Below are 12,658 nucleotides of genomic sequence, written 5' to 3'. Positions count from 1 at the left end.
ATGCACTGCCGCCTGACCCCGGCATGGCCCAACTGCTGGCGCTGGCAATGGCCTACTGTGACCGCACGGGCGCAAGCGACAAGGCCCGCGCAGATTGGCGCAGTGACATACAGGCCACCTCGCCCGGTCAACGTGAGGGACTGGCGGCCTACCTTCGGGGGCCACTGGCAAAGTTGGTGCCCACGGCCCCGGCCAGCACCACATGGCGCAAAGCCGCCAAGCCACTACCCAAGTTCCACCGTGCCCAGCCTTGGAAAGCCATAGATCGTGCGTTCCAAGCCCACTACTGGCAGTGCCCAGACTGCAAAGTGGCAGGCCGCACCGGTGGCCCGCTGTGCCCCCAAGGCCAGCCATTGAAAGACGCCGTGGATCAGGCATTTGACGCCGCCTAGCCCACCTGCTGGCGCTGCCTGACACCCAGCGCCAGCCACCCCCACCCAAGACCGAAAAAACGACCGTATCAAAGACCGAAGAACGTCCAAAAACTGACAAACCAAGGTAAACACCATGTCACTGACCATTGCAGAAACCAGCACCACCGACTACACCCCACCCGAAGCGGGCACCTTTACCGCCCGGCTGGCTAGCCTGATCGACTTGGGCACCCAGACCAGCGTTTGGGAGGGAGAGGAAAAACGCGCTCACAAGGTGCTGCTGTCTTTTGAAATCACCGACCCCGACAACCGCCGCAGCGATGGCAGCCCCCACACCATCAGCAAACGCTTTACAGCCAGCCTGCACGCCAAGGCGGGCCTGCGCAAGTTCTTGGAGAGCTGGCGCGGCAAACCCTTCACCCCCGAAGAACTGGCAGGCTTTGACCTCAAGAATGTGCTGGGGCTGGCCTGTCTGGTGGGTGTGGTGCATGAAACCAAGGGCGACAAGACCTATGCCAACTTGGCCAGCGTAATGAAGCTGCCCAAGGGGATGCCTGCTGGTGCTGGTGAACTCAACCCGGTGGCCTTCGATCTGGCTGCACCTGATTGGCAGGTCTTTGCGGGCCTGTCCTCACGCCTGCAAGGGCAGATTGCAGATAGCCCCGAGTACCAAGCCATCCCTAACAAGCCCAAGGTGATCAGCGTGGGCAGTCCTGCCCCTGCCCCAGCGCCAGCCTCTACGCGCTCTGCTATGGCCCCTGTAGCGCCTGCTGCCGCCCAGTCCGCACCTCCGGCCCATGCCACCGAGTTTGCGCCCTTTGACCCCGATATGGACATCCCCTTCTAAGGAGCACGCACCATGAATCTGTTTATCGACATCGAGACCGTGCCCAGCCAACACCCTGATGCACTGGCTACCGTGGCCCTCAACATCCGGCCACCGGGCACCTTGAAGAAGGCCGAATCCATCGCTGCATGGTGGGCGAATGAGGCAGACCAAGCCACACAAGAGGCATGGCGCAAGCAAGCCTTAGACGGTGGCACCCAAGGCGAAATCATCAGCATTGCCTGCACTGATGGTGATGGCCGGGACTGGGTGGCTTGCCGTGCCCAAGGGGGCGACACTGAGGCCGTGCTGTTGCAGTCTTTCATCGACATGGTGGAAGGCTGGACGCAAGCCGAGGCGGTGCAGGTGGCTGGCCGGGCCAGTGCCTTCCCGGTGGATGACCACTTCCCGGTAGCCCATAACGCGGCCTTTGATCTGGGGTTCCTGTGGCGCCGGTGCGTGGTGCATGGGGTACGCATCCCCAAGTGGTTGCGGGGGCCGATGGCACGCGCTGGCTGGGACTACGGCGACACCATGCAGGTGTGGGCAGGGTACGGCAAGTTCATCGGCCTAGACGCCCTGTGCAGTGCGCTGGGGCTGCCCAGTCCCAAGGCCGATGGCATGGATGGCAGCCAAGTCTTTGACCGCTGGCTGGCTGGGGACTGCGATGCCATTGCCCGCTACAACCTGCAAGATGCCCAGGCCGTAGCTGCTGTTTGGCATCGACTGCAATTGGTAGGAGCTGTCTGATGGGTGGCATGTCTCGCAACAAAGGCAAGTGCGGCGAGCGTGAGCTGGCCCGCCTGCTGTCTGATCTGACTGGCTACCCCGTTGCCCGCCGGGTACGCAACCTTGCTGGAGAGGATGACCTGCAAGGGCTGCCCGGATGGTCTATCGAGTGCAAGCGGTATGCCGCTATCACCCCGGCCCTCATCGCTGGCTGGTGGGCACAGGCACAGCGGCAGGCCCAAACCATTGGTCAAATGCCGGTGCTGTTCTACCGTGCTGATCGTGGCGACTGGATGGCCGTGTGGCCCGTCTGCCTGCACATTGGAGGCACCGACACCACCGACCACCTGACCGCTACACCGTCAACGTGGTGGGCGATGACAGGGGATGCTGTGTAGATTGAAAAGGTACTCCGACAGCTTTTCCCAGTGCGGGTAATCCGAGCCCCATGCAGGGTGTAGTCAATCCTTATAAAAGTTACTGACAACTGTTCCAGTTAGCCCATGCCAAAAGCCACCAGCGCCAGCGCACGCCATTCGAGAAATGCCGCCATGCGGGCCGACCGTGCCCGTGGCTGGAGTTATCGCAAACTGGCTCAAGTGCATGGCGTCTCGCTGGCGCTGGCCTACCGATTGGCCCGTGATGTTCACATGGTGCTGCACAGCCCGTGGCACCGTGCCAGACTGCCCAAGGAAGCACCGCAGCCTGCGTACCTAGAAGACATTGCATGTCGCTACAAGTGGGTGCTATACGCCAGCCACCGCAATAGCCCACCTTGACCACCAGCCCGGCCCAGTGCCGGGTTCTTACTTTTGGGGCCGCATGACCGTTAACAGAAGCGCCCAAACACCACCACACTTCAAACCCAAAGCGGGGGAACAAAACGAAACGGGGGAACAAATGGGGGAACAAATCGCACTTTTTGCGCTTTCTTCATTGGGGAATTCAATTCCAATCGCGTGATTTTCTGAATCAACGGGTTTTTTCATGGGCCATTTTGCCCGGTCGGCTCTTGTCTTCCAAGAAGCATGGAGATTCCTGCCCAAAGGCTCCCCGCCATAGCAGGTGCCTTTGAAGCCGTGCCGCTACCCAGTCCAGTTAAGCCAGGGTGTAGGCTGTTTTGACCGTGGTGTAAAACTCTTGTGCATAGCGGCCCTGCTCTCGGGGGCCATAGCTGGAGCCTTTGCGTCCACCAAACGGCACATGGTAGTCCACCCCTGCCGTGGGCAGATTGACCATCACCATGCCCGCTTGGCTGTGGCGCTTGAAATGGCTAGCGTACTTCAAACTGGTGGTGGCAATGCCAGCCGATAGGCCAAATGGCGAGTCATTGGCCATGTGCAGAGCTTCCTCGTAATCCTTGACGCGGGCTACACTGACCACTGGGCCAAAGACCTCTTCCCGGTTGATACGCATACCCGCCTCGGTATCTACAAACAGTGTAGGGGCCATGTAGTAGCCCTCTTTGCCACTGCCACTGCCACTGTGGCAGGCCACACGGGTGCCACCGGCTGCCAGCAAAGCACCCTCGGCCTTGGCAATTTCCACATAACCAAGGTTCTGCTCCAATTGGGCCTGACTGACAACGGGGCCGATATCCGTGCCGGTAGCGCGGGCATCACCCACCCGCAGTTGGGCCATGCGTGTTTGCAATGCTTGAATAAAAGCCGGGTAGATTTTGTCGGTCACAATCAAGCGACTAGAGGCCGTGCAACGTTGCCCAGTGGAATAAAAGCCACTTTGCACCGACAGCTCCACCGCCTGGGCCAGGTCGGCATCATCGAGCACGACCTGTGGGTTTTTGCCGCCCATCTCCAGTTGTACCTTCTTGCCACTGTGCACGCAGGCTTGGGCGATGCCTCGGCCCACGCCCACAGATCCCGTAAAGCTGATCGCAGCCACATCGGGGTGCTGCACCAGCGCATCGCCTATCACCCGCCCCCGCCCCATGACCAGGTTGAATACGCCTGCGGGTAAGCCACTGCGGTGAATGATGTCTGCCAGCGCCCAAGCACACCCAGGCACCAACTCGGCGGGCTTAAAAACCACACAATTACCAAAGGCCAATGCTGGAGCAATTTTCCAAGCAGGAATAGCGATCGGGAAGTTCCAAGGGGTGATCAAGCCAACTACGCCTATAGGCTCGCGGGTGATCTCGACACCAATGCCCGGACGTACGGATGGCAGGGTCTCACCAGACAGGCGCAAACACTCACCCGCAAAAAACTTGAATATTTGACCGGCACGGGCCACCTCGCCCATAGCTTCAGGGCGGGTTTTGCCTTCTTCGCGGGCCAACAATTCGCCCAGTTCTTCTTTGCGTGCCAGAATTTCGCTGCCGATTTTGTCCAGTGCATCGTGGCGTGCCTGTATGCCAGACAACGCCCATGCAGGAAAGGCGGCGCTGGCTGCAGCCACGGCTGCCTGCACATCTTCGGCCCCACCTTGGGCATATTCGCCAATGGTGTCAGACAGATCGCTGGGGTTGATATTCGGGCTGTAGGCAATGGCGGCCGTCCACTGGCCGTTGATAAGGTTGTCGTAGCGGGACATAGGGGCTCCGTGTGCTGCAAGCGCCGAGGGCTGGCCCCGGCAGAGGATGGGTAAAAGGTCTGGTCAGCGCACCATGCAAGGGCGCTTGTTGTCAAATGTCCAGCCGGGCATCAGGTACTGCATGGCCACGGCGTCGTTGCGCGCCCCCAAGCCATGCTCCAAATACAAGGCATGGGCGCGTTGCAAAGCAGCCCGGTCTACGGTCACGCCCAAACCGGGGGTCTGGGGCACTTCGACAAAACCACCTTGGATTTGCAGTGGGTTCTGCGTCAGGTATTGGCCGTCTTGCCAGATCCAGTGGGTATCAATGGCGGTGACCTTGCCGGGTACAGCAGCGGCCACATGGGTGAACATAGCCAGCGAGATGTCAAAATGGTTGTTGGAATGTGAACCCCAGGTCAGCCCCCAATCGTGGCAAGTTTGGCCCACACGCACCGAGCCAGCCATTGTCCAGAAGTGTGGATCGGCCAGCGGAATATCCACCGACTGCAAGGACAGGGCATGGGCCATCTGACGCCAATCGGTAGCAACCATGTTGGTAGCGGTAGGCAAGCCCGTGGCACGGCGAAACTCAGCCATGATCTCGCGGCCAGAGAAGCCGCCCTCGGCACCACAAGGGTCTTCGGCATAGGCCAACACGCCATGCATGTCGCGCATCAGGCGAATAGCATCTTTGAGCAGCCAACCGCCGTTAGGGTCGAGGGTGACACGCGCCTGAGGAAACCGGCGAGCCAACGCCGTGACAGCTTCTACTTCTTGTTCACCGGCCAATACGCCCCCCTTGAGCTTGAAGTCATTGAAGCCATAACGGGCATAAGCGGCTTCGGCCTGGCGCACAATGGCCTCAGGGGTCATGGCGGTCATGTGGCGCACCTGTGTCCAGTCGTCACCGCCGGTCTGATCTTGACCAGGCTGGAGGTAAGGCAGGTCTGTCTGGCTGCTGGGGCCCACAAAAAACAAATAGCCCAGCATTTCTACACGGTCACGTTGTTGGCCTTCACCCAGCAGGGCCGCCACAGGCACGCCCAAATGCTGGCCTAACAGATCCAGCAGACAGGACTCTATGGCCGTCACGGCATGGACACCAATGCGCAAGTCAAAGGTTTGCAAACCCCGCCCTCCAGGATCACGGCCTGCCAGGGCTTGTCGTACCTGTTGCAACAAGTGCAGGTGTTGTCCGATGGAGCGGCCCATCAGTAAGCTTTTACTGTCTTCCAGTGCCTGACGAATGCTTTCGCCACCGGGCACCTCGCCCACGCCCGTATGGCCTGCGCTGTCATGGATCAGCACAATGTTGCGCGTGAAGTAGGGTGCATGTGCACCGCTGAGGTTCATCAGCATACTGTCACGGCCCGCAACGGGAATGACTTCAATTTGGGTGATAGTGGGGGTCAGGCAAGACATAAGAAGGGGTTCTGCAAGATGTGGAACAAGGGGTGGGGAGCGGCTATTGGGCAGCAGACCAAGGCACCTCGGCCACAGGAGCGCCGGTGGCCATGAACTGCTCTAAATTGCGCAAAGTCAGGTCGGCCATAGCACGCCGGGTTTCCAAGGTGCCGCTGGCAATGTGGGGAGCCAATACCACGTTGTCCAGCGCCAACAGCGCCGGAAGGGGGTAGGGTTCATGCTCGAACACATCCAAACCCGCCCCGGCAATGCGGCCCTCTTGCAAAGCGGATACCAGTGCAGCCTCGTCCAGAACGTTGCCGCGTGCCACGTTGATCAGAAAACCCCGTGGCCCCAAAGCATCCAGTACCTCTGCATTGACGAGGTGGTGCGTACCATCGCCCCCAGTGGCTGTAATGACCAAAAAATCGGCCCAACGGGCCAGCTCCAACAGGGATGGCTGATAGAGATAGGGCGAATCTGCCAGTGGACGGCGATTGTGGTACGCCACCGGCATGTCAAAGCCACTGGCACGGCGGGCCACGGTGCTGCCAATACGACCCATTCCCAAGATACCTAAACGTTTGCCACTGACACGGCTCTGGAGGCCAAAACGCTGCTGACTCCAATGGCCCTGACGCACAAAACGGTCGGCAGCAGACAAGCCACGGGCCGCATCCAAGAGCAGTGCCAAGGCCATGTCGGCCACGCAATCATCCAACACGCCTGGGGTGTAGCCCACACGCACACCACGGCGCAATAAGGCCTCTTTGTTTAATGCGTCAAAGCCTACGCCAAAACTGCTGACAAACCGAAGCCGGGGCAGGGCATCCACCACCCAAGCAGGCACACCCATCGCGGCAGAGGTGACCAGGTATTCAAACTGCGCACCCTGCTCTGCCAAGAACTGCTGCGGGTCGGCCTGCTCAGACAGAAGATGCACGTCATAAATCTGCGCCAGTTCGGTATCAAGCTGGGGCAGCGGCATCTTGCCGTACTGGAGGATGCGGGGTCGGGAGTGCGCCATGCCGGAGGCTCCTTGCGGTGGTTCGATATTTGGAAAGGGGCTAGACAGGGCTGGCCTGTCCAGGGTCAGTCGGCTGTGATTTTTCGGGTCTGGATGAGCTGCTTCCAGCGTTCCGACTCCTTGGCCTGGAAGCGGGTGAACTCTTCTGGGCTGTTGCCCACAATTTCCAACCCCTGCTCTACCAAGCGGCGTTTGATATCGGGCTGTTGAACCGCCGCAATGGCGGCCTTGACCAACTTGGCTTTGACATCGGCAGGCAGTCCTTTGGGGGCAGCCATGCCCTGCCAAGAGTAGATGTCAGCCCCCTTGATGCCGGACTCACCCAAGGTGGGCACGTCTGGCAATACTGGGGAACGTTGGGTGCCCGTGATCGCAATGGCGTGCAATTTTCCGCTGCGCAGATGGGACAGCACCGCATTGACGTTTTGGAATGAAAAGTCCACCTGCCCACCGAGCAAATCGGTAATGGCTGGGGCGCCCCCCTTATAGGGCACATGCATGCCTTCTGTGCCCGTTTGTTGCCAGAACAATTCGGCGGCCAGATGGTCGGAAGAGCCATTGCCCGAGCTGGCAAAGCTCAGTTGCCCAGGGTGGGCCTTGAGCGTGGCAATGACTTCGGCCACGGTGCGGGCTTTCTGGCGGGGGCTGGCTACCAGCACATTGGGTGCCTGAACGGGAATGGTGATGTAATCAAAATCCCTAGCGGCGTCATAGGGAACGCTCTTGACCAGGTGCGGCGTGACCACAAACGGCCCCAAGGACGCTACCAGCAATGTGTAGCCATCGGCTGGAGCGCGCTTGACGGCCCCCGCACCAATCGTGCCCGTGGCGCCAGGACGGTTGTCCACCACAAAAGGCTTGCCCAATTGTTCCCCCATGCTTTGGGCCAAAGCGCGGGCCACGGTGTCGGTAGAGCCGCCCGCCGGAAAAGGCACGATGATGTTGACGGCTTTTTCTGGCCAGCCGCCCGCAGCCTGGGCCGTCAGTGCCAATGCGGCACCCCATGCGATCAGTAGCTTTTTCATATAGTTGTCTCCTCCAACAGCGGTTTTACTGTGCGCCCAAAGAGGCGATCAGGCTAGCCAACTCTTCAACCTCGTGGGGCTGGAGATCAGCCAAGGGCGTGCGCACCGGGCCCGCATCGTGGCCCACAATCTTGGCACCGGCCTTGATGATGCTGACGGCGTAGCCTGCACTGCGGTTGCGGATCTTCAAGTAAGGCATAAAGAAGTCCTTGAGCAAACGGTGCTGGGTAGCATGGTCGTCCGTGCGTACGGCCTCATAAAACTCCATAGCCGTCTTGGGAATGAAGTTGAACACGGCAGAGGAATACACGGGTGTACCCAACGCTTTGTAAGCGGCGGCATACACTTCAGCGGTGGGCAGGCCACCCAAGTAGGCCAAGCGATCCCCCATCGTCAGGTACATGGCAGACATGGCCTCGATGTCACCCACGCCATCTTTAAAACCGACCAGATTGGGGTTGCGTTCGCACAGCCGGGCCACGGTTTCGGGGGTAAAACGGCTGATGCCACGGTTGTAAATGATGACGCCAAACTGAACGCTCTGGCACACAGCCTCGACGTGGGCGGCCAATCCTTCTTGACTGGCTTCGGTCAGGTAGTGGGGCAGCAGCAAGACGCCATGAGCACCTGCTTTTTCTGCGGCTTGGGCACACTCGATAGCAAAACGTGTAGAGCCACCAGCACCGGCAATGATGGGCACCTTGCCACGGCAGGTATCCACCGCCGTTTGGATGATGCTGGGGTATTCGCTAGAGGTCAGTGAGAAGAACTCCCCAGTGCCGCCAGCAGCAAACAAGGCGCTGGCACCATAAGGGGCCAACCACTCCAGCCGGGCTGCATAGCCCTTGGCGTCGAAGTTGCCATCGCTATCAAAGTCCGTCACAGGAAAGGACAGCAGGCCGGAGCTCATCACATCTTTAAGGTCTTGGGGTGTCATGGTGTATGCAGGAAGTAAAAAAAGAATGGTGAATAGGGGGTCGCTGGAGGCGCAACCACGGCTTAATCGAGCTTGAGGCCCACTTCCTGCACCACCTTGTGCCAGCGTTGGCGCTCGGTGCTGATAAAGCGGGCGGTTTCGGCGGGGGTCATGGTGACTACTTCGGCGCCCTGGCTGCTCAAGCGCGAACGCACTTCGGGGCTGCGAATGGCGGCCACCAGTGCATCGTGCAGGCGCTGCACCACAGCCTCGGGGGTCTTGGACGGCACGATCACGCCCTGCCAAGTGCCCGTCTCAAAACCAGGCACGCCCTGCTCCGCAATGGTGGGAACATTGGCGGCCAAGGGCATTCGGGTGCCCTTGGAGAGCCCCAGCAGCTTGAGCTTGCCGCTTTGCACATGGGGGTAAGTAGCCAACATGCCGTTCATGAGCACTTGGGTCTGGCCTGCCACGGTGTCCTGCACCGATTGCACCCCCCCTTTGTAGGGGATGTATTCCCATTTCGCCCCCGTGCTGCGGGCCAGCTCTACACCTGCTAAGTGGGGGGCACTACCAGTCGCAGTGACAGCAAAGTTGAGCGGCTGCTTTTTAGACAGTGCCACCAGTTCTTGTAGATTGTTGGCAGGCACCGAGGGATGTACCACCAGCAAATGGGGCGAATAAGCCAACATGGCGGTGCCACGCAGATCTTTGCCCAAATCAAAGGGCAATTGGGTGTAGAGCGATGGCGAGATAGCCAAAGCCCCTAAGTCACACAACAACAGGGTATGCCCATCGGCAGGGGACTTGGCAACAAAATCGGCCCCCAGATTGCCATTGGCGCCTGCCTTGTTTTCAATGATGACCGGCTGCTTGAGTTGCTGTGACAGCAGCGGGCCAATAGTGCGGGCAATGATGTCAGAACTCCCCCCCGGTGGGTAGGGCACCACAATGCGCAGGGTCTTGGTAGGCCAGTTTCCTGGGTTCTGGGCCAGCGCGCCACCACAGGCCACCAGCATGGTGGCTGCACAAGCAGCGCGAAGGAATTGTTGTCGTTGCATAGGCTTGTCTCCAGAATTTAAGTTGTAGGTTGTCATACAACTTGGATGTATTGTGGCCTGCGTTTGCTGGCTGCTGTCTCAGTAATAACCCTAGGTGTTGGGCACGGCGTGGTGTGCGGGTCAGGTGCGGGAAGCCGCCAACCCACTGATTTGCTGTGCCAAACGCAACCGCTCGCGGCTGTTGGTCAGATGGATGCGTATTGCAGCGCGGGCCGACTCCGCATCTTGGCGCTCTATGGCACGCAAAATTTCATCATGCTCCCGGTTGACGCGGGGCAGATAATCAGGGTCTCGCTGGGGCTGCGAAACGATGCGTTTGCGGGGAATAAGCAATGCGCCAAAGTGGCGCAGAATGTCGGCAAAATAAGGGTTGCCCGTAGCCTCTGCAATGCGAATATGAAAAGTGAAGTCGTGGGCCACCGTGTCTTCACCGCGCTGAAAAGCCTGCTCAAAAGCAGACAAGGCCGCCCTGATACCCTCAAGCTGGTCTGGAGTGCGTCGCAACGCAGCCAATCCCGCACTTTCAGTTTCTAGGCCAATGCGCAACTCCAGCACGGCCATCACATCTACCGAGGCACTGAGTTCTTCTGCATTCAGAGACAACGTGGGAGCCGCCTGCGAAGCACGCACAAACGTGCCAATGCCGTGGCGCGTCTCGGCCAAGCCAGCGGCCTGCAAACGTGACAGCGCCTCTCGCACCACGGTACGACTGACCTCGTAGGTGCGCACCAAGGCCGACTCGGTCGGTAACTTGTCTCCCTCGTTGAGCAAACCGTTGCGAATTTTGCTTGAGTATTCCTCAAACAGCAGGGTAGCCAAATTGCGCCCACTGTGCCCAGATTTGCCACGCAAAGGCAAATGGCTAGGCTGCGTGACGGAGGGAAACCCCTTTGTAGAACTTTCCATACCAGCAATGATAATCTGTTTATGTTGTATGACAACATATCATTAAACTCCAGATTGAGTGCCTATTCACCCCAGCGCAAAACCCTATGCCCATGACCTCCTGACCCGCAACAGGTATCCTTGAAAGCATGGCTCTCCTCATGGACTCCTTTTTCCGTGCCTTGGCATACTGCATGCTGCCCCGTGTGATAGCGTGGTCTGTCTTGCCACTGGCTTTGATGGTCATATTGGCGCTAGGCGGAGGCTACTTTTATTGGGGTAGTGCCATAGCGGCCATGTCTGCGGCACTAGAGGCCAGCACTTGGCTGGCTCCGCTATGGGCTTGGCTGCAACAACAAGGACTCCACAACGCCACAGGCGTGTTGGCCCCCGTGCTGGTGGTGGTGCTGCTTACCCCGTTGATCGTGCTGGTGTCCCTTTTGGCGGTCGCTTTTCTCATGACGCCCATGCTGGTCTCCTTGGTAGGACAAAGGCGTTTCCCAACCTTGGAGCGCCAACACGGGGGCTCATTTCTGCACAGCGTGGTCTGGTCTCTAGGCTCCACCCTGGTGGCACTGGTGGTGCTGTTGCTGTCCATGCCCCTGTGGTTGATTCCGCCACTGGTGCTGATTTTGCCGCCCCTGATCTGGGGCTGGCTGACCTACCGGGTCATGGCCTTTGATGCGTTGGCAGAACACGCCAGCAAAGCCGAATGCGAAGAACTGCTGCGGCGCCACCGCATGACATTGCTGCTGATGGGAGTAGTCTGTGGCTACCTCGGGGCAGCACCAGCCATTGTCTGGGCTTCGGGGGTGCTGTTTGTGGCAGCCTTCTTTATCTTGGTGCCTTTGGCTATCTGGATTTACGCACTGGTGTTTGCCTTTTCGTCATTGTGGTTTGTGCACTTTTGTCTGGCAGCACTGCAACAATTGCGGGCCGAGCAGCCATCCCCTGTGCCAGACGTGCAGCCGCCCGTGGTGACCTGCCCCCCCGAGAGCACACAACAGCTGCCTCCCCCCGTTTCCTGAAAGAGCAACCCCCATGCAAAAATTTGGTCTCATCATCGTTGGCGATGAAATCCTCTCGGGCAAGCGTGCTGACAAGCATCTGGGCAAAGTCATCGAACTGCTGGCAGCGCGTGGACTGTCCCTGTCTTATGCCGAGTATGTAGGAGACGACCCCGACCGCATCACCGCTACTTTGGCGCGGGCCTTTGCGTCAGGCGACGTGGTGTTCAGCACTGGCGGCATTGGCGCCACCCCCGACGACCACACCCGCCAATGCGCTGCCCGCGCCTTGGGCGTAGCACTGGAGTTGCACCCACAAGCAGCCGCCCTGATCCGCGAACGCATACAAGACACAGCCCAAGAGCAGGGAGTGCCATTCGAGCCAGAACGCCCCGACAACATACAACGCCTGCAAATGGGCGTGTTTCCGGTGGGCGCCCGCATCATTCCCAATCCATACAACAAAATTCCGGGTTTCAGTTGCAGCGTGCCCAGCGGTGGTGCAGTGCATTTTGTGCCCGGCTTTCCAGTCATGGCATGGCCGATGGTGGAATGGGTGCTAGAACAGCAATACCACCACCTGTTCCACCAAGCACCACAAACCGAGCATTCTGTGCTCGTCTATGGTGCGATAGAAGCCACTCTGACACCTATGATGGAACAGATCGAACAGGCCCATCCTGAAGTGCGCGTGTTCAGTCTCCCCAGTGTGGATCACCCCGTACATGGGCGCCATATTGAATTGGGCGTCAAAGGCCCAGCTACCGCCGTACCTGCCGCTTGGGTCGATTTGCGTGCACGACTGCACCAATTTGGTGCCAAATGCAGCCCCGAATTGGTGCGCAATCTCTGAGTATCGTCAAAAGCCG

The 12,658-nt window shown here is 59.3% G+C and carries 14 protein-coding genes; 7 read left to right on the top strand and 7 right to left on the bottom strand.

Features of this window, described 5'->3' with window-relative positions:
- Positions 1-23: 23 nt before the first annotated feature.
- From ACFO6X_RS06720 to ACFO6X_RS06700, 5 genes are all read left to right on the top strand, one after another.
- Positions 24-392 carry a hypothetical protein gene (locus ACFO6X_RS06720; protein ID WP_382431334.1) on the top strand — a complete coding sequence of 123 codons (369 nt, stop codon included), beginning with the start codon at positions 24-26 and terminating at the stop codon, positions 390-392.
- Positions 393-507: 115 nt separating this feature from the next.
- Positions 508-1,221, top strand: a complete 714-nt coding sequence (locus ACFO6X_RS06715) for a phage replication initiation protein, NGO0469 family (RefSeq protein WP_382431333.1) — start codon at positions 508-510, stop codon at positions 1,219-1,221.
- Positions 1,222-1,233: 12 nt separating this feature from the next.
- On the top strand, positions 1,234-1,950 hold the full coding sequence (locus ACFO6X_RS06710) for a 3'-5' exonuclease family protein (RefSeq protein ID WP_382431331.1): 717 nt from the start codon (positions 1,234-1,236) through the stop codon (positions 1,948-1,950).
- The gene (locus tag ACFO6X_RS06705) at positions 1,950-2,327 is read left to right on the top strand and encodes a putative PDDEXK endonuclease (RefSeq protein WP_382431329.1); all 378 of its coding nucleotides are present in this window, start codon (positions 1,950-1,952) and stop codon (positions 2,325-2,327) included. The genes ACFO6X_RS06710 and ACFO6X_RS06705 overlap by 1 nt, the downstream gene beginning before the upstream one ends.
- Positions 2,328-2,432: 105 nt before the next feature.
- Positions 2,433-2,708 (top strand): hypothetical protein, encoded by a 276-nt coding sequence (locus ACFO6X_RS06700; protein WP_382431327.1) that lies wholly within the window; start codon positions 2,433-2,435, stop codon positions 2,706-2,708.
- Positions 2,709-3,027: 319 nt separating this feature from the next.
- Here ACFO6X_RS06700 and ACFO6X_RS06695 read toward each other — a convergent pair whose 3' ends face one another.
- The 7 genes from ACFO6X_RS06695 to ACFO6X_RS06665 form a co-directional block, all read right to left on the bottom strand.
- The gene (locus ACFO6X_RS06695; RefSeq protein ID WP_382431325.1) at positions 3,028-4,482 is read right to left on the bottom strand and encodes an aldehyde dehydrogenase family protein; all 1,455 of its coding nucleotides are present in this window, start codon (positions 4,480-4,482) and stop codon (positions 3,028-3,030) included.
- A gap of 63 nt (positions 4,483-4,545) precedes the next feature.
- Positions 4,546-5,886 (bottom strand): enolase C-terminal domain-like protein, encoded by a 1,341-nt coding sequence (locus ACFO6X_RS06690; RefSeq protein WP_382431323.1) that lies wholly within the window; start codon positions 5,884-5,886, stop codon positions 4,546-4,548.
- 43 nt (positions 5,887-5,929) lie between these two features.
- Positions 5,930-6,895: a 2-hydroxyacid dehydrogenase gene (locus tag ACFO6X_RS06685; protein ID WP_382431321.1), complete on the bottom strand. Its 966-nt coding sequence runs from the start codon at positions 6,893-6,895 to the stop codon at positions 5,930-5,932.
- A gap of 65 nt (positions 6,896-6,960) precedes the next feature.
- On the bottom strand, positions 6,961-7,920 hold the full coding sequence (locus ACFO6X_RS06680; protein WP_382431320.1) for a Bug family tripartite tricarboxylate transporter substrate binding protein: 960 nt from the start codon (positions 7,918-7,920) through the stop codon (positions 6,961-6,963).
- A gap of 25 nt (positions 7,921-7,945) precedes the next feature.
- Positions 7,946-8,857, bottom strand: coding sequence for a 5-dehydro-4-deoxyglucarate dehydratase (kdgD, locus tag ACFO6X_RS06675; protein ID WP_382431318.1), 912 nt, complete (start codon positions 8,855-8,857; stop codon positions 7,946-7,948).
- Positions 8,858-8,919: 62 nt separating this feature from the next.
- The gene (locus ACFO6X_RS06670) at positions 8,920-9,897 is read right to left on the bottom strand and encodes a Bug family tripartite tricarboxylate transporter substrate binding protein (RefSeq protein WP_382431316.1); all 978 of its coding nucleotides are present in this window, start codon (positions 9,895-9,897) and stop codon (positions 8,920-8,922) included.
- 120 nt (positions 9,898-10,017) lie between these two features.
- A complete protein-coding gene (locus ACFO6X_RS06665; RefSeq protein WP_382431314.1) occupies positions 10,018-10,803 on the bottom strand; it encodes a FadR/GntR family transcriptional regulator in 786 nt (261 codons plus the stop codon).
- Positions 10,804-10,931: 128 nt separating this feature from the next.
- Here ACFO6X_RS06665 and ACFO6X_RS06660 point away from each other — a divergent pair, with 128 nt between their 5' ends.
- Entirely contained in the window at positions 10,932-11,810 is an 879-nt protein-coding gene (locus ACFO6X_RS06660; RefSeq protein WP_382431312.1) for an EI24 domain-containing protein, read from the top strand.
- A gap of 13 nt (positions 11,811-11,823) precedes the next feature.
- The gene (locus tag ACFO6X_RS06655) at positions 11,824-12,642 is read left to right on the top strand and encodes a competence/damage-inducible protein A (protein ID WP_382431310.1); all 819 of its coding nucleotides are present in this window, start codon (positions 11,824-11,826) and stop codon (positions 12,640-12,642) included.
- Positions 12,643-12,658: the final 16 nt, after the last annotated feature.

Origin of the sequence: Giesbergeria sinuosa (genome assembly GCF_042652905.1) — a bacterium.
Classification (GTDB): Bacteria; Pseudomonadota; Gammaproteobacteria; order Burkholderiales; family Burkholderiaceae_C; genus Simplicispira; species Simplicispira sinuosa.
This window is presented reverse-complemented; position numbering and strand designations above follow the sequence as displayed.